Consider the following 24,868-nt stretch of genomic DNA (forward strand, 5'->3'; position numbering starts at 1 on the left):
CATCAGGAGCAACAGAAAGGATGCTTTTGATGCGCTTTGACCGCGAACTCTGCCGCGACGCCGAACCGGCCTCGACCACCACCACCGAATTCGGTGACTTGCCGGACTGGGATCTCACCGATCTCTACCCCGCCCCCGATGCGCCGGAACTGACCGAGGATCTCGACAAGCTGCGCAAGATGGTCGCGAGCTTCGCGGCAGATTACGAGGGACGTCTGGCCGATCTGGACGCCGCCGCGATGCTGGACTGCATCGACCGCTATGAACAGATCGACATCGTTGCCGGGCGCATCATGTCCTATGTCGGGCTGCGCTATTACCAGAACACCAGCGATCCGGCCCGCGCAAAGCTGCTTTCGGATATTCAGGCGCGGATCACGGACGACACCACCCCGCTGGTCTTCTTCAGCCTCGAATTCAACCGCATCCCGGAAGAGACATATCAGTCCGTATTCACCGCGCCGGGCGGTCCCGCGCGCTATAAGCCCGTCTTCGACCGGATGCGGGCGATGCGCCCATACCAGCTTTCCGATGAGCTGGAGAAATTCCTGCACGACAACTCGGTCGTGGGCGCGGCGGCATGGAACCGTCTGTTCGACGAAACCATGGCCGGGCTTGAATTCGACGTGAATGGCGAAACGCTTGGACTGGAAGCGACGCTGAACCTGCTGACCGATCACGACCGCGACCGGCGCGAAGCGGCGGCCCGCGCGCTTTCCAAGGTATTCGGCAGCAATATCAAGCTTTTCGCACGCATTCATAACACGCTCGCCAAGGAAAAATCCGTCGAGGATAAATGGCGCCAGCTGCCGACGCCGCAACATGCGCGCCACCTGTCCAACCATGTCGAACCCGAGGTGGTCGAGGCGCTGCGCAACGCGGTGACATCCGCCTATCCCCGCCTTTCGCATCGCTATTATGCGCTGAAGGCGCGTTGGCTCGGGCTGGACAAGCTCCAGATCTGGGATCGCAATGCGCCTCTGCCCACCGCAACGCCGGAAACCGTCAGCTGGGATCAGGCGCGCGAGACAGTGCTCGACGCCTATTCCGGATTCTCGCCGCGTCTGGCCGAGCTGGCGCAGCCTTTCTTCACCGATGGCTGGATCGACGCGGCGGTGAAACCCGGCAAGGCGCCCGGCGCCTTTGCCCATCCGACCGTCGCGACCGCGCATCCCTATGTGATGCTGAACTATCTCGGAAAGCCGCGCGACGTGATGACGCTGGCCCATGAGCTCGGCCACGGTGTCCATCAGCGCCTCGCCGCGCAGCAGGGCGAATTGCTGGCCGCGACCCCGTTGACCCTGGCCGAGACCGCCAGCGTCTTCGGCGAGATGCTGACATTCCGCAAGCTGCTGGCGGAAACCACTGACCCGGCGCAGAAGAAGGCACTTCTGGCCGGCAAGGTCGAGGACATGATCAACACGGTCGTCCGCCAGATCGCCTTCTACGACTTCGAATGCCGCCTGCACGCCGCCCGCGCCGAGGGCGAGCTGACCCCGGACGACATCAACGCGATCTGGATGGAGGTCACCCGCGAAAGCCTGGGTCCTGCCTTCGAGTACATGCAGGGCTATGAGACCTTCTGGTCCTATGTCCCGCATTTCGTCCACTCGCCTTTCTATGTCTATGCCTATGCCTTCGGCGACGGGCTGGTGAACGCGCTTTACGCCGCTTATGAGGACGCGCCCGAAGGATTTCAGGAAAAATATTTCGACATGCTCTCGGCGGGCGGCTCGAAGCACCATTCGGAACTGCAGGCCCCGTTCGGGCTCGACGCCTCGGACCCCGCCTTCTGGGACAAGGGGCTGTCGATGATCGAAGGCTTCATCGACGAGCTGGAGGCGATGGAGGGCTGAGACCCGCCAAAGCGCGTTTCCACCTTAACGCTGTCGCGCTGCGATGCGCGGCGTTATATCATGCGCTTATGGAGACAGAAGTCACGCTCAGCCCGGTGCCGCGCCGCAGGCTCCGCGAATTGGCGGTGCTGCTTCAGCATCCCGGACAATATGCCAATGACGGCGCGGTGATGATCCGCGACGACACCGTCGGGCTGAGCTTTCATGCCATTCATGAAGGCCAGCGGCTTGCCGGCATGTTCAAGCTGGACCCGCTTTACCCCGACCGCCACCCTTTCGCCGAGCCGGGCGATCTGGGGTTGCGCGGCGTTCTGATCGACAGGTCCCTGCAAGGCCGCGGACTGGGGTCTCGCGCGATGGCCGCCATTCCCGGCTATGCCGCCGGGCTCTACCCCGATAAGCGGCGGCTGGTGCTGACCGTCAATCTGTCGAACCCTGCCGCCTATCGCGTCTATTGCAAGGCCGGTTTCCGCGACGAGGGCGGGATCTATGCTGGCGGATCGCGCGGGCCTCAGCATATCCTCATGACAGATCTCTCCCCAGCACGAGAACCGGCATGCTCCGCAAGATCCTCCTCGCCGCACTCGGCCTGATCGCCATCGCTGCCATTGCCTTCTTCGCCCTCGCCCCGGCCTGGGTCGAGCGGAACCTGAACCCGGTCGACACGCCCGAGGCCGGCTGGCCGGTCAGCGAAGCGGCGCAGAGCCTCCATGACCGGCTGATCATCGGTGACTGGCATTCCGACGCGCTGCTCTGGGATCGTGACCTGCTGCGCGAGGTCGAGCGTGGCCATACCGACATCCCCCGCCTGCAACGTGGGAATGTCGCGGTGCAGGTCTTCACCACGGTGACGAAAAGCCCTTCGGGTCTGAATTACGGCGAAAACAGCGCCGACGCGCCCGACAACATCACCCGGCTGGTGATGGGCCAGCTTCGCCCGATCCGCACCTGGAACAGCCTGCTGGAACGAGCGCTGGATCAGGCCGCCCGGCTGACGCGCATGGCCGAGCGCGACCCCGCGGCGCTGCGGCTGATCCTGACCCATGCCGATCTCGCCGCCCATCTCGACGCGCGCGCGAATGGCGAAAAGACCATTGGCGGCATTCTCGGCACCGAAGGCGCCCATCCGCTGGAGGGCGATATCGCCAATCTGGACCGCCTCTACGCGGCCGGGTTTCGGGTGGTCGGTCTGACCCATTTCTTCGACAACGAACTCGGCGGCTCGCTGCATGGTCAAAGCGGCGAGGGGCTGACAGAGTTCGGCCGTCAGGTCGTTGCCGGTTTGCTGGACCGCGACATGGTGATCGACCTCGCCCATGCCAGCCCGCAAATGGCCCGCGATGTGCTGGCCATCGAAGGCACCCGCCCGATCGTCTCGCATACCGGGATCAGCGGCAATTGCGAAACCCCACGCAACATCCCCGACAAGCTCATGTCAGAGATCGCAGCCAAGGGCGGCGTCATCGGCATCGGCTACTGGAGCGACGTGAATTGCGGCGACACCCCCGCCGACATCGCCGCCTCGATCCAGGCCGCCATCGCCCTTACCGGGGAGGATCAGGTCACGCTCGGCTCGGATTATGACGGCTCGGTCGATGCGCCCTTTGACACGGCGGGGCTTTCGGCGCTGACCCAGGCCCTTCTGGATGCAGGCCTGACCGAGGATCAGATCGCCAAGGTCATGGGCGGCAACATGATGCGCTATCTCGCGGAGACGCTTCCGGACGGCTGAAACGCACCGGCGCTCTTCGGTGCTGAAATACCTTGGGGGAATCGCCGCAAGGCGATGGGGGCAACGCCCCCTTTACCAGATGATCTCTTCCATCGGATCGTACCACGCAGCGTAATCGGACCACACGGCGCGGCCCAGCATGCGCGGGCGGTGATGCAGCTTTGCCAACTCGGCCCGCGTCACCCATCGGGCGCGGTTCACGACGCCTTCGGGATCTTCCAGCACGATCCGCTCGCCATCGGAATCGACCAGCGAGGCGCGGTGGATCAGATCGACCTGATGGAATCCGGCCTTGGAATCCTTGAATTCATTCACCAGGATCAGCGCCCCGACCGAGACACGCAGCCCGGTTTCCTCCATGACCTCGCGGATCAGGTTTTCATGCAGGGACTGTCCCGCCTCGGCCCCGCCGCCGGGCAGGCACCACAGATCCGATCCGTAATGCGGCGGATAGGCGTTCACCACCAGCAAACGGTCGGCGTTCAGGATCGCGGCCCGCACCGCCAGACGGGGCCGCGCCATCTTCACCGACGCACCCGGTTCACATGACCCATCTTGCGCCCGGCCCTGACCTCTGCCTTGCCATATAGATGCAATTGCGCATCCGGCGCGGCCAGCAATTCGGGTACCCTGTCCATATCCGCGCCGATCAGGTTCTCCATCACCACATCGGCGTAGCGCTTGCCGTCGCCCAGAGGCAGCCCGGCCACCGCGCGGATATGCTGTTCGAACTGATCGACCGTGCAGCCCGCCTGCGTCCAGTGGCCCGAATTATGGACCCGCGGCGCGATCTCGTTCACCACCAGCCCACCGGCGGTGACGAACAGCTCCACCCCCATCACCCCGACATAATCTAGGGCATTCACGATCTTGGCCGCCAGCAGCACGGCATCGGTCTCCACCGCGCGGGCCGCCCCGCTCGGGACGGTGGTCGTTCGCAGGATGCCGCCCTCATGCACATTCAGCCCCGGATCATAGGCGGCGACCGCCCCATCCGCGCCGCGCGCCACGATCACGCTGATCTCGCCCGAGAAATCGACGAAGCCCTCCAGCACAGACGCCGCCCCGGTCCAGTCGCGCTGTGTGGCATCGCTGAACCGGATCTGCCCCTTGCCGTCATAGCCCAGCCGCCGCGTCTTCAGGATCGAGGGCGCGCCAATCGCCTCCAGCGCGGCAGGCAGATCGGCTTCGGTCTCGACATTGGCGAAAGGTGCCGTGCGCAGCCCCAGCCCATGCAGAAACTCCTTTTCGGTCAGCCGGTCCTGCGAGACAGCCAGCGCGCGCCGGTTCGGACGGATCGGCCGGATCGATTCCAGCAGGTCGAGCGACTCTGCCGGGACGTTCTCGAATTCATAGGTAATGACATCGACCGATTCGGCAAAGCGGCGCAGCGCCTCGGCATCGTCGTATCCCGCCTGCGTCACCGCATGAGCCACATCGCCCGCGGGTGCCGCGCCGGGTTCATAGACATGGCTGCGATAGCCCAGCCGCGCCGCCGCCACCGACAGCATCCGACCCAGCTGCCCGCCGCCCAGAATGCCGATCACCGCGCCTTGCGGCAGTGCCTCACTCATCACGCGGCTCCTCCGGGATCGAGGCCGAAAGCCGTTCGCGCCAGCCATCCAGCCGTTCGGCAAGCGCGGCATCCGACAGGGCAAGGATACCCGCCGCCATCAGCCCAGCATTCGCCGCCCCCGCCGCGCCGATCGCCATGGTCGCAACCGGAAACCCTTTCGGCATCTGCACGATGGAATACAGCGAATCGACCCCCGACAGCGCACGGGTCTGCACCGGCACGCCAACCACCGGCACACGGGTCTTGGACGCCATCATGCCCGGCAGATGCGCCGCCCCGCCCGCGCCCGCGATAATCACCTTCAGCCCGCGATCCGCCGCGCGCTTTCCGTAATTCCACAGCCGGTCCGGGGTGCGATGGGCGCTGACGATCCGCGCCTCGTAGCCCACGCCAAGCTCATCCAGTATCGCCGCCGCCTCGCGCAGGGTCGGCCAGTCCGACTGGCTGCCCATGATGATGCCGACCGGCACGCCCGCTTGATCACTCAGATCCATAATGCCCCCGCTTGAAGGAAGCCCGCACTATATTCACCCCGTCGCGGGACGCAATCGCGGGCGCGGCGGGCGGCAAGCTATCCCGACGAAATCAGGCGATAATATCGGGCAGCAGTTCATCTTCCAGCCGCGCGATCCGGTCCTTCAGGGCCAGTTTCTGCCGCTTGAGCCGCTGCAAGGTCAGCGTCGGCGCTCCGGGCTGTGCCGCGAGCGCCGCAATCGCGTCATCAAGATCGCGATGCTCGCGGCGCAGCACCTCCAGCTTTGCGCGGGCAATATCCTCGTGGCTCATCTCGGCGTGATAGTTCATTCTGGCGTCTTTCTGCTGGCCTCGCCGGATTATACGCCGCGACCGGGAAAAGTTAACTCTTTCGTGCTTGCGGCCTCTGCCCCTTGTTCCGACGGGCCGCGCAACACATATTAACCCCACAGGTCGCCGAAACGGGGCCTCTCCCAAATGACGAGTCGCTGACAAGGGCTTGAACGACATGACCAAACTGACATTGGCCACGCATCCGCATCTTCTGGGCTTCGACCAGATCGAGCGGCTTGCCGAACGCGCTGCCAAGGGGGCCGAGGGCTATCCTCCCTATAATATCGAGCACCAGGCGCCGGACGGTTTCACCATCACCCTCGCCGTGGCCGGTTTCGCAGAAGACGATCTGACCGTCTCGCTGGAAAACCGCCAACTCACCATCAAGGGCCGCCAGCCGGAAACCGACGAAGACCGCGTCTTCCTGCATCGGGGCATCGCTGCGCGCGCATTCCAGCGCAGCTTCGTGCTTGCCGATGGGGTCGAGGTCGGCGCGGCACGGCTTGAAAACGGGCTGCTCACCGTCGCCCTGCAACGCAAGCCCCAGCAGAACATCGTCCAGACCATTCCGATCAGCCGCAAATAGAAAGGGGATCGACATGAACACGAAATTCGAAGAACTGCCCGAGATCGACGGCAACACCGTCTATATCCGCCAGGTCGCAACCGAGAGCCTTCCTCAGGAGCTGCGCGAACAGGTGAAGGGCGTGGACAGCCTCTATGCGGTGCACGGGCTCGACGGCGAACGTCTTGCACTGGTGAAGGATCGCCAGATGGCGTTCTTCCTGGCCCGCCAGAACGATCTCAGCCCGGTCAGCGTCCACTGACACCGGACCGCAAGCGCCGCCCCGGATGCCACGGGCGGCGCTATCACATCCGGGCCATATTCAGCCCGGCCAGCCATAAGCGTCGATCATCGCCTGAATCGCGCGATCATTTCCCCCGGTCCCGAGATTCGTCGCGCGCAGATTTTGCGTCTGTGAATCCGGCCATTCGATCACGCGGAAATTCCCGCCGATCTTTTCCGGCTCCGATCCGCGCAGCCGGTGCATCCAGTAGAACCAGACATCATCCGCCGAGGGCGCAAGCCGCATGAATTTCCCGGCATCGGTCGCGTCGGGATGGAACACGCCAGGTCCATACAGCACCCCGCCCACCCCGGTTGGAAAGATCAGCTTCCCGGCATCGGGCCGGGGAATATTACGCTGCCAGTTATCGTATTTCTGCGGCAGCCCCTGCTCCAGCGTCACGCGATGCCCGCGATGGCAGGCCACTTTCGCCCCGGCTTTCGCGGCTGCCACCAGCCCCTCCAGCCAGTCGGGGCCGTAATAGAGATCGTCATCGGCGGTGACGATATAGGCTTCGGGCGACTCCAGAAGCGTCGGCACCAGCTTCTTGTAGGATTTCCAGTTCGGGCAGACCCGGATCTCGGCACCCGAGTCGCGGATCCCGCCCGGCAGCCGGTCCAGATCCTCCTCGTCCAGCCACAGGATCACCCGATCCGCCCGTACCGTCTGGCGCAGCAGCGAGGCCAGCACCAGCTCAGCCGCCGCAAGCCGCGCGCCGTAGCTGGTCAGGCTGACGATCAGCGGCGCATCCAGCCAGTGCGGCGCGCCCGGACGCGGGTCACGCCCGGCAATTTCGGCCTTCGCGCGCACGATACGGCGCGCGTGTTTCCAGCGCCGGAATACATCCGCGATCATCCCTGCCAGGCCTTTCGCAGCCAGTCGATATTGCCGATGCGCCGATACCATTTGCCGCCCCGCCCGGCGAAAACATCCTCCATTTTCGGATTGCCGGCAAAGGCCACGATCTTCGCGCCTTCGGGCAGCGACGGATCGGCGAAATAGCTGCGGAAATTCCGCGGGACGCAATCATTCTTGAAGCTGACCACCCAGCCCTTGGGCCAGTAATTCAGATGCCCATGCTTTGCCAGTTGCGCGGACTGGAACTGTTGGCTGATTTCGTAATTCGAGGTCGCCGCCTTCGGATCGGCCAGATAGGCGTCCAGAATATAGGCGTGACCGCCGACGATAAAGCGGAAGACCGACGAATTTCCCACCGAATGCAGGAAACGGTCTCGTTCCGGGTTCACCTTGCGCAGCGGCTTGGCGCGAAACAGGTCGTCGTCGCGGATGATGAAGAAATCGCCCTCCAGATCGAAGAAGGGCGACAGATCGTCAACCACCACCAGATCCAGATCCAGAAACAGCGCCACCTGCCCGGTCATCCCGCCCAGATCGCGCCGGAACAACGCCAGCTTGCGCCAGCGCGTGTCTCCGTGCCCCTCGGGCAGCCCCAGCTCGGGCAGAGGCTGGCAATCGACCCCCGGATCGATCCCTTCCGCATCATCGGTAAAACAAACGAAGCGATGCGCCCGCGACAGATGCCGCCGCACCTGCCGATACAGCCGGTTCACATCCTCGGCGCCATAGACCGAGCCCCATTTCATGCAGATGATGTTGACGGTCTCGGTCATGCAGCCCCGCGCAATGAAAAACGCCGGGCGACTATGGCCCGGCGCATGATCTGGTTCAAGATCGAGGGCTTATTGCAGCCCGATCAGCCCCATCTGTTCCAGCTTCAGCAGCACCTGATGGGCGGCGTTGTCCACGTCGATATCGGTCGTGTCCACCCGCAGCTCGGGCGCCTGCGGTTCCTCGTAAGGGTCCGAGATGCCCGTGAATTCCTGGATCTTGCCCTCGCGCGCCAGCTTGTAGAGCCCCTTCCGGTCGCGGCGCTCGCATTCTTCCAGCGGGGTGGCGACATGAACCTCGGCGAAAGCGCCATATTGCTCGATCATCTCGCGGACCGAACGGCGGGTCGCGGTATAGGGCGCGATCGGCGCGCAGATGGCGATGCCGCCATTCTTCGTGATTTCCGAGGCAACATAGCCGATCCGCTTGATGTTGATGTCACGATGCTCCTTGCTGAAGCCCAGCTCGGACGACAGATGCTTGCGGACCACATCGCCGTCCAGAAGCGTGACCGGACGGCCGCCCATCTCCATCAGCTTGACCATCAGCGCGTTGGCGACGGTGGATTTGCCGCTTCCCGACAGCCCGGTGAAGAACACGGTAAAGCCCTGCTGCGCGCGCGGCGGCGAGGTGCGGCGAAGCTGCTCGACCACCTCGGGGAAGCTGAACCATTCCGGGATCTCCAGCCCCTCGCGCAGACGGCGGCGAAGCTCGGTGCCCGAAATGTTCAGAACGGTCACACCCTCTTCGATTTCGTCGGCGGGCTCGTATTGGGCACGCTCCTGCACATAGACCATATGCTTGAAATCGACCATCTTCACGCCGATTTCGTCTTCGTGCTTGCGGAACAGCTCCTGCGCGTCATAGGGGCCATAGAAATCCTCGCCGGCGGAGTTCTTGCCGGGACCGGCATGGTCGCGGCCGACGATGAAATGGGTGACGCCGTGATTCTTGCGGATCAGCCCGTGCCACACCGCCTCGCGCGGACCTGCCATGCGCATGGCCAGGTTCAGCAGCGACAGCGCCGTGGTCGAGGACGGGTATTTGTCCAGCACCGCCTCATAGCAGCGCACGCGGGTGAAGTGGTCCACATCGCCCGGCTTGGTCATGCCGACCACAGGATGGATCAGCAGGTTGGCCTGCGCCTCACGCGCGGCGCGGAAGGTCAGCTCCTGATGGGCGCGGTGCAGCGGGTTGCGGGTCTGGAACGCCACGATCTTGCGCCAGCCCAGCTTCTTGAACTGCGCGCGCAGCTCGTTCGGGGTGTTGCGGCGACCGCGGAAATCGTAATGCGTCGGGACTTGCAGCCCCTTCACCGGACCGCCCAGATAGACCGGGCCGGCCACGTTGTGCAGATAGTTCACCGCCGGATGCGCCAGATCGTCGGCGCCGAAGACCTTCTCGGCCTCATGCGCCTTGTTGGGCACCCATTTATCCGTGACCGACATGACGGCGAGGATCACGCCCTCCTGGTCGCGCAGCGCGATATCGGTGCCCGGCTCCAGCCCGTCGGCGAATTTCTCGGACACGTCGAGCGTCACCGGCATCGGCCAAAGCGAGCCGTCGCCCAGCCGCATCTCGTTCACCACGCTGTCGTAATCGGCTTCGGTCAGGAAACCCTTCAGCGGGTTGAACCCGCCATTCATCAGCAATTCCAGATCGCAGATCTGGCGCGGGGTGAGATCCCAGCTCGGCATATTGCCGGCATCGTCCTTGAGTTTCTGCGCCGCATCGGGCGAGACATAAAGTTCGGGGATCGGGGACTGGTTGGCTTCGGTCATATCGGGTGCTCGGTCGGATTTGCAAAAACGGCGAAACGCGCGCGGTCGCAGGGATCGCACGCAGGCTCGGGCCGCATTAGCGCCAAAACGGGCCGGGTTTCAACAATATGATGCGGTTGGCCGCCATGCAGCGGAGAAATATCTCCACTTTCTTCCAAAGGTTGCGGAATGGCCACGCCGGGTCCCCTCCGCCCGCCCCGTGCGGCGCAGGAGAGCAACCGCCGCCCTGCATTGCCTCGTCGTGCGGGAACCCGCCGAGCCGCCCGCCCCGGGCATGAGCCCGGCTTATGTTCCATTTTTGTTCGTGCTAAGATGGTCCTTCTATTCCGAGCGAGGAAGGAACGTTATGACCGCCGATCTCAATACCAAGGAATTTATGCTCTTTTCCGATGAAACCCAGTCCCGCGGGCTGGAAATGAACACGCAGCGCCGCTCGCTGCCGGTGTTCCACGAATATGGCCGGATCGAGATCGCCGATGGCGATGCGTTTGAAAGCGCCCCTGCCGGCAGCGCGCCGGCAGCCACGCCCGAGGCCGATCTGTCCCTGACCGAGACGCTCGGCCAGCGTGCCTTCCAGCGCCGGAATTCCGAAAACATGCAGGCAGCCAAGGCGAACCGCCCGCATCAGGGCCTGTCATGGGAGGGATCGGGCAATGGCGGGCCGGCCCCGCTCCATCCCGATGGCGCGGCCTGGACACAGCCGGTGGACCCCGGCCTGTTTCGCGCCCCGTCGCCCGATGCGCAGGCCCCGCTCTCGGCGCGGCTCACGGGTCGCGTGGCGCTTGGGCTGGTCATCGTCAGCGGCACCGACCCCCGGCTGCAATTCAGCACCGAGGATCAGACGCTGGTCGTGTCCGAGGTGCAGAACGGTCTGTCCTTCCTCGCCAATGAGGCACCGCGCAAGGATGTCACCTTCGTGCACGACATTTCTGTGCTGACCGTCAACGCCCCCGAAGCCGGGCCGGAGGCGCGCCATTTCGATGATTTCGAAGCGCCGTGGCGCGATGCGGCCCTCGCTCAGCTCGGTCATGGTCCGGGCATCGCCGGATGCGACGCCCTCGCGCGCGCCCTGCGCGACCGGCACGGAACGGACTGGGCCTATATCGCGTTTTTCACCAAATACCGGCTCTGGCACTTTGCCTATGCCGGGCTCGGAGGACCGCGTCTGGTGATGCATTTCGACAATGACGGCTGGGGACCCGACCAGATCGACCGTGTCTTCGCCCATGAGACCGGCCATATCTTCAATGCTCCTGACGAATATGCCCAGTCCAATTGCGATTGCGGCGGCGCCTGGGGCTATTTCGCCGAACCCAACGCCAACTGCGCCGCCTGCGCGCCGGGCGGCGGGGTGAAATGCATCATGCAGTCGAATGACTGGGCGATGTGCGACCATACCCGCCTGCATCTCGGCTATGAGGGGTTGCCGGGCCGGCCGCAGGCGCTGACCTCATGAGCGATGACGTGCTGATCTATGTCACAGACCCGACGCCGGACTCTCCGGCGCTGCGGCAGGCAATCAGCGCCGCGCACCAGTCGTCTGGGGGGCATCTTTACGTTGTGCCCCCCGAAACCCTGACCGATCCCGAAGGCGCGCGCATTCTCCGCTCGCCCGAGGATCTGCAAGAGATCCGCGCCGCGCTTTCGGTCGGTGACAGCCTGTTCGCGAATGCCTGGTTCTCGCGGCGTCAGGACAAGGACCGCGCCGGTGACGGCGAAAACTGGGACGCCGGCGACTTCGACTGTCCATGAGCGCGGCGCGCGCCCCGCTTACAGCTTCCGGCTGTCATAGGCCCAGTGCAGCAGCGCCTGACGCTGGCGCGGGCGGCAGGACAGGTCGCCCTCGTCGCAGCCCTTGCGGACCTGCCCGACATGGCGGCGCATGGCCCGCCAGCGGCCGATCTGGCGGGCGTCATCCTCGTGGCGGCGGCCCATGTAATAACGGCAATACCACTGGAACCAGCCGCGCGGATCATCCTCGTGGATCCAGCCCTTCTTGCGCCATTCCGACAAAGGCTGGCTGGCATGGATGCCATAATAATTCAGCGTCTTGTCAGGCTTGCCCGGCGAAAGCTTGGCCGATTCGAACCAGGATTTGGGGAACTCATCCCGGCAATCGGTCATGTAGCAGCCGCCGAAAACGCCCATCTCAAGCATCTCTTTCGGGGTCAGATCCGGGGCGAAATCCTTAGCGTAATCCTGACCCGAGCGGGCCGTCAGCTCATAGCTGTAGCCCTGCTGCATCTTGTCATCGACCTCGACCCGGCGCGCCACGACCCTATTCCGCCGGCTCGGCGATCTGGGCGGCGTCGGGGGCGGGCTCGCCCGCATCCTCCCGCTCGGCCAGATAGCGTTCCGCATCCAGCGCCGCCATGCAGCCCATCCCGGCGCTGGTGACGGCCTGGCGATAGACATGGTCGGTCAGATCGCCCGCCGCGAACACACCGGGGATCGAGGTCAGCGTCGTGCCCGGCTTCACCTTCACATATTTGCCGTTATGCAGCTCGAGCTGATCGGCGACCAGCTCGGAAGCCGGGGCGTGGCCGATGGCGATGAAGGCGCCGGAGGCGTCGATCACACGCTCCTCGCCGGTGTTTACATGGCGGATCCTCACCCCGGTCACGCCCAGCGGATCCTCCTCGCCCAGAACCTCGACCAGCTCGTGATCCCAGACGCATTCGATCTTGGGATTCTTCAGCAGCCGCTGTTGCAGGATCTTTTCGGCCCGCAGCTCGTCGCGGCGATGGATCAGCGTCACCTTGGATGCGAAATTGGTCAGGAACAGCGCCTCTTCCACGGCGGTGTTGCCGCCGCCGACCACGATCACCTCCTTGCCGCGATAGAAAAACCCGTCGCAGGTCGCGCAGGCCGAGACGCCGAAGCCCTTGAACTTCTCTTCGCTGGGCAGGCCCAGCCATTTCGCCTGCGCCCCGGTGGCAAGGATCACCGCATCCGCCGTCACAACATCGCCCGAATCGCAGGTGGCGCGGAACGGGCGCACGCCCAGATCCAGCTTCGTCACCGTGTCGAACTTGATCTCGGTGCCCATCGCCTTGGCATGTTCTTCCATCTTCACCATCAGATCCGGCCCCTGGATCTCGGTCTCGCCCGGCCAGTTCTCGACTTCGGTGGTGATGGTCAGCTGCCCGCCCGGCTGCATCCCCTGGATCAGCAGCGGCTCCAGCATGGCGCGCGCGCCATAGACGCCCGCCGTATAGCCTGCCGGGCCGGAACCGATGATGAGAAGCTTGCGATGTTCTTCGGCCATTCCGGGCCTCCTGTGTCTATGCTCGCCTTACAGCTAGTGCAGCAACACCGCCGCTTCAATCACCCCGCGCCATGCCAGATTATCACGAAAGATAATTGCTCAAACAGCACTCAGGTTGTAGCTTTACGCATTATTCAGACGGGGACCGTACATGGTGGGAACAAAGCTCGACGAGATCGACCGCAAGATCCTGGCCGAGTTACAGGGCGACGGGCGGATGACCAATGTGGAACTTGCGCGCCGTGTCGGCATCTCGGCCCCGCCCTGCCTCCGCCGTGTCCGCGTGCTCGAGGAAGCCGGCTATATTCGCGGCTATCACGCCACAGTCGATGCCAGATCCCTTGGCTTCGAGGTCAAGGTCTTCGCCATGGTCCGACTGCAAAGCCAGTCCGAGCGCGATCTCGCCGCGTTTGAGGAACGTGCCCGCGCCTGGCCGCAGGTCCGCGAATGCCACATGCTGAATGGCGAGATCGACTTTATCCTGAAATGCGTCGCCGCCGATCTGTCCAGCTTTCAGCGCTTTCTCACCGACCAGCTGACCGCCGCCCCGAATGTCGCATCGGTCAAGACCTCGCTGGTCATCCGCGTGGCCAAGGACGAGCCCGGCGTGCCTTTTTCGGAAGTCGAGGCGCTCTGAGCGACGTCCCGCGTCACTCGGTCAGCCTCGCGGACGAAAATCCGGGCATGGGAAGGCGATTAAGCTGCGCCGCCGCGCGACAACGCGCGTTATCGCAGCGACACGGTCCCGGCGTATCCGGTGCACAGCCTGTCTACGCCCGGCACCGCCATTTTCCGGCCCGCCCGGACCCTAAAGCGAGATGGCCGAGATCAGCCGCCCGTAATCCGGTTCCTTCTCATGAGTGCTCCGCCGATACGAGAAGAATCGCTCGGGGTCCGAATAGGTGCAATGTCCGGTCCACTCCGCCTCGACGCCGGCGCCGCGCAGCCGGAACAGCCCGTATCCAGGCAGATCGAACATCGGTTTGTCATTTTGTCCGCCGGAGAAAAATCTTTGATAGTCAGGATCTTTCGCAACGAATTTTTCCATGAAATCCCAGCCGACCTCATAGGCGCGCTGCGAAATGGTCGGCCCGATCACGGCGCAGATATCCTTGGCCCCGATTGCGCGCATCGCCTCTGTCGTCGCCTCCAGCACGCCGTTCAGCGCGCCTTTCCACCCGGCATGAGCCGCGCCGATCACCCCGGCCTCGCGATCGGCAAACAGCACCGGCTGACAGTCTGCCGTCAGCACCGACAATGCCAGCCCTGGTATTGAGGTCACCAGCGCATCCGCATGTGTTTCCCTGATATTTTCCAGATCATCTGACGCCGTTACGGTCACCACATCCGCAGAATGCACCTGATGGACCCCGGCCAGCCGCGCCGCCGGAACCCCCATCGCCTCGGCCACCCGCGCCCGGTTCGTCGCCACCGCATCTCGCTGATCCGTCGAGCCCCGCGCGCAATTCAGCCCCGCATATAGTCCCGAACTCGCCCCGCCTTTGCGCGTAAAGAAACCATGCCGGACCCCGTCCAGCAGAGGATGCGTCAGTATTTCCAGGGTCAATTTCATCGTTCCGTATCTGCAACGGCTCCGCGCGGAGCGGGCTGGAATCCGGCCGGCGGCGGAGCGTTTCGTGGCCAGATTGCAAGTGCCTTGAACAACTCACCCATTTCATCGCCGTGGGTCAAGCGTCGTGCCGCACCGATCGCCGTCTCATCGCCCGATGCCGCCAATTTCTCTGCCCGCATCTCGATCCCCAGACCCAGCAATAGCTGGCCCTGCGTGATATAACCGACCGCACAACCCTCTGCGTCGGCCACTGCAGCAAGCGGAGCGAAATCGACATGGGCGGTCAGATCGGCCTCGCCCGGCGCCTCCAGCGGATCGACGGGACGATGCCCCGAAAGCGCCTGAAATGTATCGCCGCGCCCGTTCCAGCCGCCGTAATCGACGATCAGCGCCGCCCCGCCATGCGCGGCGATGCGGCGGGCCAGCTCGGCCATGATCGCGGATGCTGCCGGGCAGCGCTCGATGACCTCGCCCTCCCCGCCGGGAAGGTCCAGATCCATGAACGGGCCGAGACCGAAGGAAAGCCGGCCGTCCTCCAACCCGATCAACCGCTCGGCCCAGCCTTTCGCGCCGCGCTGGAATTGCCGGATCGGCAGCGCGTCGAAGAACTCGTTCGCGACAAGAAACAGCGGGGCCTCGGGCAGCGCCGACACATCCGTCAGATGCGTCACATCGCCGAGCGTCTTTCGCTGCATGGCGCGCAGATGCGGCGATGCTTCGATAAGATGCAGAAGCGCGGCTTCGCCCATGCCGGGCACGACCCGCATCGCGCGCCGCGCATCGGCCATCAGCGTGCCGCGCCCCGGACCGATCTCGGCCAGGGTAAAAGGCGACGGCGCGCCCTGATCCAGCCAGCACTGACCCAGCCAAAGCCCCAGCAGCTCGCCGAAGATCTGGCTGATTTCCGGCGCGGTGATGAAATCGCCAGCCGCCCCGAACGGATCCCGTGTCGCGTAATAGCCATGTTCGGGATGCAGCAGGCACAGCTCCATATAGCGCGCGACCGAGATCGGGCCCGACCGGCGGATCTCATCCGCGATCAGATCATGCAGCGGCGTCACGCCGGCGGGCGCGACATGGCGCGAAAGATGAAGAGCAGCCCGAGCGCCAGCATCGGCAGCGACAGAAGCTGACCCATGCTGATCCCCAACGCCACCCGGCCCAGCGGGTTGTCGGGGGTGATGAATTGCGCGTCAGCGACGCGGAAGAACTCGACGAAGATCCGCGCCGCCGCATAGCCCGCGAGGAACACGCCAAGCGCCAGCCCCGGACGGCGCAGCCCGCCGCGCCAGACCAGGATCAGCAGGATCAGCCCCAGCAGCAGCCCCTCCAGCCCGGCCTCGTAAAGCTGGCTGGGGTGGCGGGCGCAGGGGCCCTCGATGCCGGGGCAGATCTGCGCCGCCTCGCCGGGGAAGATCACCCCCCAGGGCAGATCGGTCGGGCGGCCCCAAAGCTCGGCATTGATGAAATTCGCGATCCGCCCGAAGAACAGCCCCGCAGGCGCGACCACGGCAAGCGCATCGGCCAGACGCAGCGCAGGCACCGCATTGCGCCGCGCCCACCACCAAGCGGCGATCACCACACCCGCGAAGCCGCCATGAAAGGCCATGCCGCCCTGCCAGACCTTGATGATCTCGACCGGGTTCGCGAGGTAATAGCCCGGCTGATAGAACAGCACGAAGCCAAGCCGGCCGCCGATCACCACGCCGCCCACGATCCAGGTGAGCAGTTCTTCGACGCGACCCGGCTCCATCGGCGCGGCGCCGCCCCAGAGCCGGTCGGATTTCATCAGCCGCCAGACGCCCCAGGCGCCCAGCACCAGCCCGGCAAGATAGGCGAGCGCATACCAGCGCAGCGAAAACTGGAAGCTGCCCAGCGAGATGGTGAAGATTTCGGGCGAGATGTCGGGAAACGGGATCATGGTGGTCCTTCACTGTCGCGCGCACGCTAGCCACCCGGCCCCGCGTGTCAATATTGAACCCGGCCCGCGGCCGTCCCATATAGGCTCAAAGAATTTTGAGGAGGACATGATGTCCACGCAGAACAAGTTTTTCGACGACATGTCGAAGATGATGACGAACGCCATGGGTGTCGCGCAGGGTGCCAAGGACGAGGCCGAGAATGCCGTCAAATCCTGGGTCGATCGGTTTTTGGCCGAACGTAATCTGGTCACGCGCGAGGAGTTCGACGCGGTGCGCGACATGGCGATCAAGGCCCGGACCGAGAATGCCGAGCTGAAGGCGCGTATCGCCGAGCTGGAGAAGGGCCGCAGCGGCGGCGCCGCGCCCGAGAACGGTTAAGGCGTCTCCAGCGTCACCCGCTGCCGCAGGGCTCCGTCCGGGTCATAGACCAGCACCTCGCCCTGATCGGTGACGACGATCAACCGGTCATCGGCGAAGGTCACAGCCTCTGCGGTGGCGTCTTCTGGCAGCGTCACCGCCTCGGGCAGTGCGGGCAGCGGCGGCGCGCTGAGCCGGATCCACAGGATCGCGGCGATGACGCCGAGCCCCAGCACCATCGCAACGGCCAGCCCGCCCACCATCGCCTTGAGGAACATCAGATGCGGCACCGCATCCTGCTCCGGCGATTGGTCCTCGCGCCGCGCGGGCGCATCCTTTATGTCGCGTGTCATGCCTGAGCTGATCCTGACCATTCCCGACGGCGTTGCCGACCGCATTGATAAGGCGCTTGCCGAGCTTGTGCCAGAGGAGGCGGCGCTGTCACGCTCTCGCCTGTCGAAGCTGATCGCCGATGGCGCGGTCAGCGGGCCCGGTGGGTTGGTCTCGACGCCGAAACTGAAAGTCGCGCCGGGCGAGTGCTATGTCATCGCCCTGCCCGAGCCCGCCCCGGTCGAGACGCTGCCGCAGGCCATCCCGCTGAACATCGCCTATGAAGATGACGATCTGATCGTGATCGACAAGCCCGCCGGGATGGTCGTCCACCCCGCGCCCGGCAGCCCGGATGGCACGCTGGTCAACGCGTTGCTGCATCACTGCGCTGGCAGCCTTTCCGGGATCGGCGGCGAGGCGCGGCCCGGCATCGTGCACCGGATCGACAAGGACACCTCGGGTCTGCTGGTCGCTGCGAAATCGGATCGCGCCCATCACGGGCTGGCTGCGCAGTTCGAGGCCCACAGCGCCGACCGTGCCTATCTCGCGCTCGCACACGGGGTGATCGACGCCGCCGATGCGCGGCTGCGCGGCACGCGCGGGATCGGGTTCGAGCCGGGGGGCGTGCTGAAGATCACCTCGCGCCTCGACCGCCACCCGAGTGATCGGCAGAAACAAGCGGTGTTCTTCGACGGCGCACGGGGCCGCCACGCGGTGACGCGGGCGAAGATGCTGGAACGTTTCGGCACTCCACCCGCCGCGATGCTGGTCGAATGCCGGCTGGAAACCGGCCGCACCCATCAGATCCGGGTGCATATGGCCCATGCCGGGCTCGGGCTGATCGGCGATCCGGTCTATGGCGGGGCGCGGAAGGCCTCGGCCCGGGCGCTCGGCGCGGCGGCAGAGAAGGCGGCGCAATTCCCGCGCCAGGCGCTTCACGCGGCCCGGCTGGGCTTCGACCACCCGCTCACCGGCGCCCATCTGGAATTCACTTCACACCTGCCTGCCGATATGCAGGCTCTGCTGACCAGCCTGCGCGGAACCGGCATTTCACAACCGCGTTGATCTGGCGAGAGGACAGGACATGGCAAATTACACGAATCTTCCCGCCCCGAGCCCCGAACAGGGGATGAACCGCTATCTTCAGGAAATCCGGAAGTTCCCGCTTCTGGAACCGGAAGAGGAATACATGCTCGCCAAGGCCTGGACCGATCACGAGGACAGCGAGGCAGCGCATAAGCTTGTCACCTCTCACCTGCGCCTCGCGGCCAAGATCGCCATGGGCTATCGCGGCTATGGCCTGCCGCAGGCCGAGGTGATCTCCGAGGCGAATGTCGGGCTGATGCAGGCGGTGAAGCGGTTCGATCCCGAGCGCGGTTTCCGGCTGGCGACCTATGCGATGTGGTGGATCCGCGCCTCGATCCAGGAATATATCCTGCGGTCGTGGTCGCTGGTGAAGATGGGCACGACATCGGGCCAGAAAAAGCTGTTCTTCAACCTGCGCAAGGCCAAGAACCGCATCGGCGCGATGGAGGAGGGCGATCTGCGCCCCGAAAACGTCGCCCAGATCGCCAATGACCTGAACGTGACCGAGCAAGAGGTCATCGACATGAACCGCCGCATGGCGGGGTCGGATGCGTCGCTGAACGCGACGGTCGGCTCGGCGGATGGCGATTCGACGGCGCAGTGGCAGGACTGGCTGGAAGACGAGGACGCCAATCAGGCCGAAGCCTATGCCGAGGCGGATGAGTTGAACCTGCGCCGCGAGATGCTGGTCAAGGCGATGGATGTTCTGAACGACCGCGAGAAGGACATCCTGATGGAGCGCCGCCTGCGCGACGATCCGCTGACCCTCGAAGAGCTCTCGGGCCGATATGATGTCAGCCGCGAGCGTATCCGCCAGATCGAGGTCCGCGCCTTCGAAAAGCTTCAGGAGCGGATGCGGAATCTGGCCAGCGAAAAGGGCATGACCGTGGAGAATGACGATTGATCTCGTCCGCCTTCGGGGTCACGCTGATGCCGGGCACACCGGCAGGCTGAGATGCGTTCGACTGCGCTGAAGCAATTCCAACGGCTTGAGGCGCCGGGCAGATGGCGCCCTGCGCCTGACGCGCAGCGTCGGGACGTGGTCGTCTCTATCGGCGAGGCGACGCTGGTGCTGACCGACCCGAAATCCGACGCGCCGCTGGCGCATTGGTCCCTGCCCGCCGTCGAACGGCTGAACCCCGGAGAAACCCCGGCGCGCTATTCGCCGGCCGGTGCCGATGACGAAGATCGGCTGGACATACTGGAAATCAACGATGAGTGGATGGTCGAGGCCATCGGCAAGGTGCAGTTGGCCATCGAACAGCGCCGCAGCCGCCCGGGCCGGGTGCGCGGCGGTCTGACGCTCGCGGCTCTGGCGGCGATGTTGCTGGCAGCGGTGATCTGGCTGCCCCCTGCGCTGCGGGCCCATGCGGTGCGCATTACCCCGCCCGCCGAGCGGGCCGAGATCGGCGAGACGATCCTGGCCGAGATGGCGGCTGTCTCGGGCGGCGCGCCCTGTCGGAACCCGGTGGGACGGCAGGGGATTATGCGGCTGACCCAGCGGCTTGGCCTGCCCGATGACAGCCGCATCGAGATCTTGCCGCAAGGGCTGGAAGGTGCGGTGATGCTGCCCGGCAGGATTGCGGTGGCCGCAGAAGGGCTGATCGCCGGACAGAGCGGGCCCGAGCCGCTGGCGGGCCATGTGCTGGCCGCGCGGATCCGCGCCGATGCGGCCGATCCGCTGGCCGACGTGATCGATTACGTCAGCTTCCCCGAGTTATTGCGCCTGCTGACCAGCGGCAGCCTGCCACGCGAGGCGCTTGATGGCTATGGCGCGGCACTTCTGGACGCGTCTCCGCCCCGCGCCGCCGATCAGGCGCTGCTGTCCGGGTTTCGCGACAAGCGGGTGCCGACCACGCCCTTCGCCACATCCCTGCCGAACCGCGCCCTGCCTCCGGTGGCGCTGACGGAGTCTGATCCGTTTCGCAGCGCGCCCTACCCCCCGATCATGAGCGAGCGGGACTGGGTCTCACTGCAACAGATCTGTCTGCCGCCGGGTTGATCGCACCGCATCGCCGGCCCGAGCCTCTCCCGTCGGCTCAGCAAAGCCAAGCGCGAGCGTCTGGGGACCGAGATGTCCAGATCGCCTGACTCAGCGCGCAACCGAACTCGTGTAGCCCGCCTCGCGCAGCCGGTTCAGCGCCGCCACGAGCCGCTCACGGCTGGAGAACGGTCCGGCCAGCACGAGCCGCCGCGCATCGGCTTCGGCCTTGCGCTCGCGGGCGACCGGATAGCCGAGCACACGGAGCGCCGCCATAACCGCCTCTGCCTCGGCGGCATCGAAACGGCCAAGCTGAACGAAGCGGGCACCGGCCGGGATCATCTCTTCCTGCGATTTGGGTGGCTGTCTGGGCCGAGCCGTCGGGGTTGCAGCCTCACCTTTCTGAGCATCGGATTTGGCTGTACCGCTCGATCCCTTGCCAGCAATCGGTTTCCCTGAGCCGGCGCGCTTTGCCTTCGCCACGGTTCCCCGAGGCATGGGATCTGCCCCGGTCGCTGCATGCCGCTTGTCGTCATGATCTACGGGCTTCTCCGCATCCCTATCCTTGCGGAGCCGCCCTGCGTCAACGCCGGAACGCGCCATGCCCACACGGGACGGCGTGCCATGGCATAACCCCCCGGTCGGGTCGTCCGGGCTCGGCGTGCCGGCACCGGGCCGCATCCCGATGAGGGCGCAGATCTGCGCATCGCGTCGGCGCAGCGGCACCTCTGCCGAAAGCATCGCCGGGGCGACTGCCAGTTCACGCTTGATGCGTGCGCCGATGCTGCGATCCGGCGCCAGCTCACGCTGCGGGCCGGTGCGGCGCGCATCCATATCCGGCGCGGCGGCCCCTTTGCGCTGAGCGGTCTCACCGGGCTGCCCTGTCTCAGGCGACGCCAGTTGCACCTGCCCGCCCTCCTCTGTCACGACGCGCATCATCAGGTCGCGTTCCACCGCCGCCGGGTCGAGCGGCACAGGCGCGGCAGCCCAATCGGGATTGGTCGGCGGAAAGCCGCAATAGGGTGTGCCGTCATCCGCGAGACGAGGCGTCCAGACCGTGCCATCGCGGATGAAGACACAGCCTTTGCTGTCGATATATTGCGCGCCCGAGAAATCCCCCGGCGGCAGTTCCGCCGGGCCGATGGTCCCGGCCCGCGCCGCCAAAGCGCATGTCAGCGCAAGAAGAATCCAAGCCGAGAACCGCATCTGCCCGCCGAATCAGTCGTTTCGACCTTTCTATCCGGCTCTACTTAGCGGCAGGTTAATCTGGCTATTTTGTGCCGAACATCCGGTCTCCGGCATCGCCCAGCCCCGGCAGGATATAGCCATGATCGTCGAGCCGTTCGTCAAGCGCCGCCGTGACAATCGGCACATCGGGATGCGCCTCCTTCATCCGCGCCACCCCCTCCGGCGCGGCCAGAAGGCAGAGAAACCGGATATTCGTGGCCCCCTCGGCCTTGATGAGGTCGATCGCCGCCGCCGAAGAATTCCCCGTCGCCAGCATCGGATCGACCACGATGGTCATCCGCGCATCCAGACCCTTCGGCAGCTTGGCATAATACTGAACCGGCTGAAGCGTCTCGGGGTCGCGATACAGTCCGACAAACCCCACGCGCGCCGAGGGGATCAGTTCGAGTATTCCGTCCATCAGCCCGTTCCCCGCCCGCAAGATCGAGACGAGCGCCAGCTTCTTGCCCTCGAGCACCGGCGCATCCATCGGCTGGATCGGCGTCTCGATACGCTGCGTGGTCACCGGCAGTTCGCGCGTCACCTCATAGGCAAGCAGCAGGCTGATCTCGCGCAGGAGCTGGCGGAACGCGCCGGTCGAAGTGGTCTTGTCGCGCATGATGGTCAGCTTGTGCTGGACCAGCGGGTGCTCGACGACGGTCAGATGCGGATCAGACATGGAGGCTCCGTTCGGGTCACGAGAAGTTTTCGCGCAGCCGGGCGCGGGTGGCATCGTCGCAGAAGGCAGCCTCGGCGGCGTTCAGATTCAGCGCCGCAAATTCCGCCTTTCCCCAGCCGAACGCATCGGCAAGGCGTTCATATTCGTGGCTGAGCGTGGTGTGGAAAAATGGCGGATCGTCGGTCGATATAGTCACTTTCACGCCGGAATCGGCAATCCGCGCGATAGGATGGGCGGCCCAGTCGGGATAGATGCCAAGCGCGATATTCGAGCCTGGACAGACTTCCAGCGTGATGCCCCGCTGCGCGAGTTCGTTCAGCAATGCTGGGTCTTCGGTCGCGCGCACGCCGTGGCCGATGCGGCTGACCCCGAGGCTCAGCGCATCGCGGATGGATTGCGGTCCGCCCCATTCCCCGGCATGGCAGGTCTGCCCGAGCCCGGCCTCGCGCGCGCAATCGAAGCTCCAGGCGAAATCCTGTGCACGACCGACATCCTCGGCACCGCCCATCCCAAGCCCGGTCACCCAGCCCGAGCCTTCAGCGCTGCCGGTTTCGGCGGCACAGATGGCGCTGGCGCGGGCACGCTCGGGGCCGAAATGGCGGATCGGAGTGACGATGGCGCGGCTGTCTATCCCGGCGCTGCGCATCTCGCTGGCGGTTTCGGTCATGGCGGCAAGATAGTCGCGCCAGGCCGCGAGGTCTCCGCCGCCGCAGAATTCTGGAGATACGAAGAGTTCGGCATAGATCGCGCCCTGATCGGCGCAGTTCTGCAACACTTCCCGCAGCAGCCGGGCGTAATCCTGCGGCGTGCGGATGACAGAGCTCGCCGCTTCGTAAACCTTCAGGAATTCCTTGAAATCGCGATAATCATAGTGCCCGCGCCCGTCGAAGATGGCGGGCAGATCGACCCGCTTCTCGGCGGCGAGACCGCGGATGAAACCGGGGGGCGCGGCACCTTCGAGATGCAGGTGAAGTTCAATCTTCTTTAGCTCTTTCATCGGATGATGGTCCTGCGAATCAGATGCGTCGGTCAGAGGAAACTTGTGCCATGTCCGGTCGGCGGCAGCCCCAGATGCGCCATGACGCTGGCGCCGATATCGGAAAATCCGACCTGTCCGATGCCGCGCGGCGCCGGACCTGCACCCAGCACCGGCACGCGCTCGCGCGTGTGATCGGTGCCGGTCCAGGACGGGTCATTGCCGTGATCAGCGGTGAACAGGATCAGATCGCCCGGCTGCAACCGGTCGAGCGCGGCGCCGACGATGCCGTCAAACCATTCCAGATGGGTGGCATAGCCGGATATGTCGCGGCGATGTCCATAAAGGCTGTCGAATTCGACGAAATTGGCGAAGGTCAGGCTGCCGGGCTCTGCCTCGTCCAGCAGGTTCAGCAGATGATCGGCCAGATCGGCGTCGGATCGGCCCTTATGCAGCCTGCCGATGCCGCGATGGCTGAAGATATCTCCGATCTTGCCGATGGCATGGGTGGGCCGGCCCGCGCCATGCGCGATATCGAGGATCGTGTCCGAGGGCGGGGCGATGGCATAGTCGCGCCGATTCGCGGTGCGGCGGAAATCACCATCGGCGCCGATAAAGGGCCGCGCAATGACCCGGCCCACCCGCATCTCGTGCAGCATCGGCGCAAGATCCGCGCAAAGCTGCAGCAGCCGGTCCAGCCCGAAAGCCTCTTCATGGGCTGCAATCTGGAACACGCTGTCGGCCGAGGTATAGCAGATCGGCCAGCCGGTCCGCAGATGCTCGGCGCCGAGCGCGTCCAAAATCACCGTCCCCGAGGCGTGCTTGTTGCCCAGAATCCCATCGGTTCCGGCCAGCTCGCAGACCCGCGCGGCGATCTCTGGCGGGAAAGCCGGTTGGGTGTCGGGAAAATAATGCCAGTCCCAGGGCACCGGCACGCCGGCCAGTTCCCAGTGACCCGAGGGCGTGTCCTTGCCCGGCGAAATCTCGGTCGCCGCCCCCCAGATTCCGACCGGCTCTGCACCAAGCCCCGGCGCCTCCTGTCCCGAGGCCAGCCGCAGCGCCGCCCCAAGCCCGAGCCGGTCCAGATGCAGCAGGCGCAGTGGCTGCGCCTCGGCAATATGCAGCACGGTGTTCGCCCCGGTATCGGGCACGCCGTCATTGAAGAACCGCGCCGCGTCCGGCGCGCCGCCAATGCCGACGCTGTCCATCACCACCAGAAAGGCTCGGGTCATGTTCTGGC

General features: G+C 65.1%; 29 protein-coding genes. 12 read left to right on the plus strand and 17 right to left on the minus strand.

The genetic code is table 11. From position 1 onward, the window contains the following. Positions 1 to 29 precede the first annotated feature (29 nt). The 3 genes from PAF18_RS08445 to PAF18_RS08455 all read left to right on the plus strand — a co-directional run bounded on the left by PAF18_RS08445 (position 30) and on the right by PAF18_RS08455 (position 3,588). Positions 30 to 1,856, plus strand: coding sequence for a M3 family oligoendopeptidase (locus PAF18_RS08445; protein WP_271115316.1), 1,827 nt, complete (start codon positions 30 to 32; stop codon positions 1,854 to 1,856). A gap of 68 nt (positions 1,857 to 1,924) precedes the next feature. Beyond that, positions 1,925 to 2,449, plus strand: coding sequence for a GNAT family N-acetyltransferase (locus PAF18_RS08450; RefSeq protein WP_271115317.1), 525 nt, complete (start codon positions 1,925 to 1,927; stop codon positions 2,447 to 2,449). Further along, positions 2,413 to 3,588 (plus strand): dipeptidase, encoded by a 1,176-nt coding sequence (locus PAF18_RS08455; protein WP_271115318.1) that lies wholly within the window; start codon positions 2,413 to 2,415, stop codon positions 3,586 to 3,588. The genes PAF18_RS08450 and PAF18_RS08455 overlap by 37 nt, the downstream gene beginning before the upstream one ends. A 72-nt stretch (positions 3,589 to 3,660) precedes the next feature. Here PAF18_RS08455 and PAF18_RS08460 read toward each other — a convergent pair whose 3' ends face one another. From PAF18_RS08460 to PAF18_RS08475, 4 genes are all read right to left on the minus strand, one after another. Further along, positions 3,661 to 4,110, minus strand: coding sequence for an NUDIX domain-containing protein (locus PAF18_RS08460; RefSeq protein WP_271115319.1), 450 nt, complete (start codon positions 4,108 to 4,110; stop codon positions 3,661 to 3,663). A gap of 2 nt (positions 4,111 to 4,112) precedes the next feature. Continuing rightward, positions 4,113 to 5,162: a 5-(carboxyamino)imidazole ribonucleotide synthase gene (locus tag PAF18_RS08465; protein WP_271115320.1), complete on the minus strand. Its 1,050-nt coding sequence runs from the start codon at positions 5,160 to 5,162 to the stop codon at positions 4,113 to 4,115. Further along, complete coding sequence (gene purE, locus PAF18_RS08470) at positions 5,155 to 5,658, minus strand: 5-(carboxyamino)imidazole ribonucleotide mutase (RefSeq protein ID WP_271115321.1); 504 nt, start codon at positions 5,656 to 5,658, stop codon at positions 5,155 to 5,157. The genes PAF18_RS08465 and purE overlap by 8 nt, the downstream gene beginning before the upstream one ends. A 91-nt stretch (positions 5,659 to 5,749) precedes the next feature. Then, the gene (locus tag PAF18_RS08475) at positions 5,750 to 5,968 is read right to left on the minus strand and encodes a YdcH family protein (RefSeq protein ID WP_271115322.1); all 219 of its coding nucleotides are present in this window, start codon (positions 5,966 to 5,968) and stop codon (positions 5,750 to 5,752) included. 178 nt (positions 5,969 to 6,146) lie between these two features. On the opposite strand from PAF18_RS08475, the gene PAF18_RS08480 reads away from it, so the two are divergent. Both PAF18_RS08480 and PAF18_RS08485 read left to right on the plus strand, forming a co-directional pair. Continuing rightward, a complete protein-coding gene (locus tag PAF18_RS08480; RefSeq protein WP_271115323.1) occupies positions 6,147 to 6,557 on the plus strand; it encodes an Hsp20 family protein in 411 nt (136 codons plus the stop codon). 13 nt (positions 6,558 to 6,570) lie between these two features. Further along, entirely contained in the window at positions 6,571 to 6,798 is a 228-nt protein-coding gene (locus PAF18_RS08485; RefSeq protein WP_271115324.1) for a DUF1150 family protein, read from the plus strand. A gap of 60 nt (positions 6,799 to 6,858) precedes the next feature. On the opposite strand, the gene PAF18_RS08490 is transcribed toward PAF18_RS08485, so the two are convergent. The 3 genes from PAF18_RS08490 to PAF18_RS08500 form a co-directional block, all read right to left on the minus strand. After that, complete coding sequence (locus PAF18_RS08490; RefSeq protein WP_271115325.1) at positions 6,859 to 7,674, minus strand: glycosyltransferase; 816 nt, start codon at positions 7,672 to 7,674, stop codon at positions 6,859 to 6,861. After that, the gene (locus PAF18_RS08495) at positions 7,671 to 8,450 is read right to left on the minus strand and encodes a hypothetical protein (RefSeq protein WP_271115326.1); all 780 of its coding nucleotides are present in this window, start codon (positions 8,448 to 8,450) and stop codon (positions 7,671 to 7,673) included. Before PAF18_RS08495 ends, PAF18_RS08490 begins: the two co-directional genes overlap by 4 nt. A 69-nt stretch (positions 8,451 to 8,519) precedes the next feature. Further along, the gene (locus tag PAF18_RS08500) at positions 8,520 to 10,229 is read right to left on the minus strand and encodes a bifunctional sulfate adenylyltransferase/adenylylsulfate kinase (RefSeq protein ID WP_271115327.1); all 1,710 of its coding nucleotides are present in this window, start codon (positions 10,227 to 10,229) and stop codon (positions 8,520 to 8,522) included. Positions 10,230 to 10,575: 346 nt separating this feature from the next. On the opposite strand from PAF18_RS08500, the gene PAF18_RS08505 reads away from it, so the two are divergent. Both PAF18_RS08505 and PAF18_RS08510 read left to right on the plus strand, forming a co-directional pair. After that, positions 10,576 to 11,685: a zinc metalloprotease gene (locus PAF18_RS08505; protein ID WP_271115328.1), complete on the plus strand. Its 1,110-nt coding sequence runs from the start codon at positions 10,576 to 10,578 to the stop codon at positions 11,683 to 11,685. Continuing rightward, positions 11,682 to 11,981 carry a hypothetical protein gene (locus PAF18_RS08510; protein WP_271115329.1) on the plus strand — a complete coding sequence of 100 codons (300 nt, stop codon included), beginning with the start codon at positions 11,682 to 11,684 and terminating at the stop codon, positions 11,979 to 11,981. The genes PAF18_RS08505 and PAF18_RS08510 overlap by 4 nt, the downstream gene beginning before the upstream one ends. Before the next feature lie 18 nt (positions 11,982 to 11,999). Here the strand turns inward: PAF18_RS08510 and PAF18_RS08515 are convergent, their stop codons facing one another. Both PAF18_RS08515 and trxB read right to left on the minus strand, forming a co-directional pair. After that, positions 12,000 to 12,503, minus strand: coding sequence for a hypothetical protein (locus PAF18_RS08515; protein WP_271115330.1), 504 nt, complete (start codon positions 12,501 to 12,503; stop codon positions 12,000 to 12,002). A 4-nt stretch (positions 12,504 to 12,507) separates the two neighbouring features. Further along, positions 12,508 to 13,497: a thioredoxin-disulfide reductase gene (gene trxB, locus PAF18_RS08520; RefSeq protein WP_271115331.1), complete on the minus strand. Its 990-nt coding sequence runs from the start codon at positions 13,495 to 13,497 to the stop codon at positions 12,508 to 12,510. 151 nt (positions 13,498 to 13,648) lie between these two features. Here trxB and PAF18_RS08525 point away from each other — a divergent pair, with 151 nt between their 5' ends. Next, complete coding sequence (locus PAF18_RS08525) at positions 13,649 to 14,134, plus strand: Lrp/AsnC family transcriptional regulator (RefSeq protein ID WP_271115332.1); 486 nt, start codon at positions 13,649 to 13,651, stop codon at positions 14,132 to 14,134. A gap of 171 nt (positions 14,135 to 14,305) precedes the next feature. Here PAF18_RS08525 and pgeF read toward each other — a convergent pair whose 3' ends face one another. From pgeF to lgt, 3 genes are read right to left on the minus strand one after another with little or no spacing between them, the layout of a single operon-like run. Further along, positions 14,306 to 15,070 (minus strand): peptidoglycan editing factor PgeF, encoded by a 765-nt coding sequence (pgeF, locus tag PAF18_RS08530; RefSeq protein ID WP_271115333.1) that lies wholly within the window; start codon positions 15,068 to 15,070, stop codon positions 14,306 to 14,308. Continuing rightward, a complete protein-coding gene (locus PAF18_RS08535) occupies positions 15,067 to 16,131 on the minus strand; it encodes a class I SAM-dependent methyltransferase (protein WP_271115334.1) in 1,065 nt (354 codons plus the stop codon). The genes pgeF and PAF18_RS08535 overlap by 4 nt, the downstream gene beginning before the upstream one ends. Further along, positions 16,128 to 16,991, minus strand: a complete 864-nt coding sequence (gene lgt / locus PAF18_RS08540) for a prolipoprotein diacylglyceryl transferase (protein ID WP_271115335.1) — start codon at positions 16,989 to 16,991, stop codon at positions 16,128 to 16,130. The genes PAF18_RS08535 and lgt overlap by 4 nt, the downstream gene beginning before the upstream one ends. 109 nt (positions 16,992 to 17,100) lie before the next feature. Here lgt and PAF18_RS08545 point away from each other — a divergent pair, with 109 nt between their 5' ends. Continuing rightward, positions 17,101 to 17,370, plus strand: coding sequence for an accessory factor UbiK family protein (locus PAF18_RS08545; RefSeq protein ID WP_271115336.1), 270 nt, complete (start codon positions 17,101 to 17,103; stop codon positions 17,368 to 17,370). Here PAF18_RS08545 and PAF18_RS08550 read toward each other — a convergent pair. Continuing rightward, positions 17,367 to 17,702, minus strand: a complete 336-nt coding sequence (locus PAF18_RS08550; protein WP_271115337.1) for a DUF6476 family protein — start codon at positions 17,700 to 17,702, stop codon at positions 17,367 to 17,369. The genes PAF18_RS08545 and PAF18_RS08550 overlap by 4 nt on opposite strands. On the opposite strand from PAF18_RS08550, the gene PAF18_RS08555 reads away from it, so the two are divergent. The 3 genes from PAF18_RS08555 (at position 17,701) to PAF18_RS08565 (ending at position 20,767) form a co-directional block, all read left to right on the plus strand. Further along, on the plus strand, positions 17,701 to 18,744 hold the full coding sequence (locus PAF18_RS08555; RefSeq protein WP_434802208.1) for an RluA family pseudouridine synthase: 1,044 nt from the start codon (positions 17,701 to 17,703) through the stop codon (positions 18,742 to 18,744). The genes PAF18_RS08550 and PAF18_RS08555 overlap by 2 nt on opposite strands. Before the next feature lie 19 nt (positions 18,745 to 18,763). Then, a complete protein-coding gene (gene rpoH, locus PAF18_RS08560) occupies positions 18,764 to 19,669 on the plus strand; it encodes an RNA polymerase sigma factor RpoH (RefSeq protein ID WP_271115339.1) in 906 nt (301 codons plus the stop codon). Between the two features lie 135 nt (positions 19,670 to 19,804). Next, positions 19,805 to 20,767: a hypothetical protein gene (locus PAF18_RS08565; protein ID WP_271115340.1), complete on the plus strand. Its 963-nt coding sequence runs from the start codon at positions 19,805 to 19,807 to the stop codon at positions 20,765 to 20,767. Between the two features lie 90 nt (positions 20,768 to 20,857). On the opposite strand, the gene PAF18_RS08570 is transcribed toward PAF18_RS08565, so the two are convergent. From PAF18_RS08570 to PAF18_RS08585, 4 genes are all read right to left on the minus strand, one after another. Further along, positions 20,858 to 21,952, minus strand: coding sequence for an SPOR domain-containing protein (locus tag PAF18_RS08570; RefSeq protein ID WP_271115341.1), 1,095 nt, complete (start codon positions 21,950 to 21,952; stop codon positions 20,858 to 20,860). A gap of 64 nt (positions 21,953 to 22,016) precedes the next feature. Further along, entirely contained in the window at positions 22,017 to 22,652 is a 636-nt protein-coding gene (gene upp / locus PAF18_RS08575) for a uracil phosphoribosyltransferase (RefSeq protein ID WP_271115342.1), read from the minus strand. Between the two features lie 16 nt (positions 22,653 to 22,668). Further along, positions 22,669 to 23,649 (minus strand): adenosine deaminase, encoded by a 981-nt coding sequence (locus tag PAF18_RS08580; protein ID WP_271115343.1) that lies wholly within the window; start codon positions 23,647 to 23,649, stop codon positions 22,669 to 22,671. Between the two features lie 32 nt (positions 23,650 to 23,681). Next, on the minus strand, positions 23,682 to 24,860 hold the full coding sequence (locus PAF18_RS08585; protein ID WP_271115344.1) for a phosphopentomutase: 1,179 nt from the start codon (positions 24,858 to 24,860) through the stop codon (positions 23,682 to 23,684). Between the last annotated feature and the right edge of the window lie 8 nt (positions 24,861 to 24,868).

Source organism: Paracoccus sediminicola, from assembly GCF_027912835.1.
GTDB lineage: Bacteria > Pseudomonadota > Alphaproteobacteria > Rhodobacterales > Rhodobacteraceae > Paracoccus > Paracoccus sediminicola.

Coding starts and splice junctions, on each gene's coding strand:
- PAF18_RS08445 (WP_271115316.1), top strand. CDS start 30: ATGCGCTTTGACCGCGAACTCTGCCGCGACGCCGAACCGGCCTCGACC.
- PAF18_RS08450 (WP_271115317.1), top strand. CDS start 1,925: ATGGAGACAGAAGTCACGCTCAGCCCGGTGCCGCGCCGCAGGCTCCGC.
- PAF18_RS08455 (WP_271115318.1), top strand. CDS start 2,413: ATGCTCCGCAAGATCCTCCTCGCCGCACTCGGCCTGATCGCCATCGCT.
- PAF18_RS08460 (WP_271115319.1), bottom strand. CDS start 4,110: ATGGCGCGGCCCCGTCTGGCGGTGCGGGCCGCGATCCTGAACGCCGAC.
- PAF18_RS08465 (WP_271115320.1), bottom strand. CDS start 5,162: ATGAGTGAGGCACTGCCGCAAGGCGCGGTGATCGGCATTCTGGGCGGC.
- purE (WP_271115321.1), bottom strand. CDS start 5,658: ATGGATCTGAGTGATCAAGCGGGCGTGCCGGTCGGCATCATCATGGGC.
- PAF18_RS08475 (WP_271115322.1), bottom strand. CDS start 5,968: ATGAACTATCACGCCGAGATGAGCCACGAGGATATTGCCCGCGCAAAG.
- PAF18_RS08480 (WP_271115323.1), top strand. CDS start 6,147: ATGACCAAACTGACATTGGCCACGCATCCGCATCTTCTGGGCTTCGAC.
- PAF18_RS08485 (WP_271115324.1), top strand. CDS start 6,571: ATGAACACGAAATTCGAAGAACTGCCCGAGATCGACGGCAACACCGTC.
- PAF18_RS08490 (WP_271115325.1), bottom strand. CDS start 7,674: ATGATCGCGGATGTATTCCGGCGCTGGAAACACGCGCGCCGTATCGTG.
- PAF18_RS08495 (WP_271115326.1), bottom strand. CDS start 8,450: ATGACCGAGACCGTCAACATCATCTGCATGAAATGGGGCTCGGTCTAT.
- PAF18_RS08500 (WP_271115327.1), bottom strand. CDS start 10,229: ATGACCGAAGCCAACCAGTCCCCGATCCCCGAACTTTATGTCTCGCCC.
- PAF18_RS08505 (WP_271115328.1), top strand. CDS start 10,576: ATGACCGCCGATCTCAATACCAAGGAATTTATGCTCTTTTCCGATGAA.
- PAF18_RS08510 (WP_271115329.1), top strand. CDS start 11,682: ATGAGCGATGACGTGCTGATCTATGTCACAGACCCGACGCCGGACTCT.
- trxB (WP_271115331.1), bottom strand. CDS start 13,497: ATGGCCGAAGAACATCGCAAGCTTCTCATCATCGGTTCCGGCCCGGCA.
- PAF18_RS08525 (WP_271115332.1), top strand. CDS start 13,649: ATGGTGGGAACAAAGCTCGACGAGATCGACCGCAAGATCCTGGCCGAG.
- pgeF (WP_271115333.1), bottom strand. CDS start 15,070: ATGAAATTGACCCTGGAAATACTGACGCATCCTCTGCTGGACGGGGTC.
- lgt (WP_271115335.1), bottom strand. CDS start 16,991: ATGATCCCGTTTCCCGACATCTCGCCCGAAATCTTCACCATCTCGCTG.
- PAF18_RS08545 (WP_271115336.1), top strand. CDS start 17,101: ATGTCCACGCAGAACAAGTTTTTCGACGACATGTCGAAGATGATGACG.
- PAF18_RS08555 (WP_434802208.1), top strand. CDS start 17,701: ATGCCTGAGCTGATCCTGACCATTCCCGACGGCGTTGCCGACCGCATT.
- PAF18_RS08550 (WP_271115337.1), bottom strand. CDS start 17,702: ATGACACGCGACATAAAGGATGCGCCCGCGCGGCGCGAGGACCAATCG.
- rpoH (WP_271115339.1), top strand. CDS start 18,764: ATGGCAAATTACACGAATCTTCCCGCCCCGAGCCCCGAACAGGGGATG.
- PAF18_RS08570 (WP_271115341.1), bottom strand. CDS start 21,952: ATGCGGTTCTCGGCTTGGATTCTTCTTGCGCTGACATGCGCTTTGGCG.
- upp (WP_271115342.1), bottom strand. CDS start 22,652: ATGTCTGATCCGCATCTGACCGTCGTCGAGCACCCGCTGGTCCAGCAC.
- PAF18_RS08580 (WP_271115343.1), bottom strand. CDS start 23,649: ATGAAAGAGCTAAAGAAGATTGAACTTCACCTGCATCTCGAAGGTGCC.
- PAF18_RS08585 (WP_271115344.1), bottom strand. CDS start 24,860: ATGACCCGAGCCTTTCTGGTGGTGATGGACAGCGTCGGCATTGGCGGC.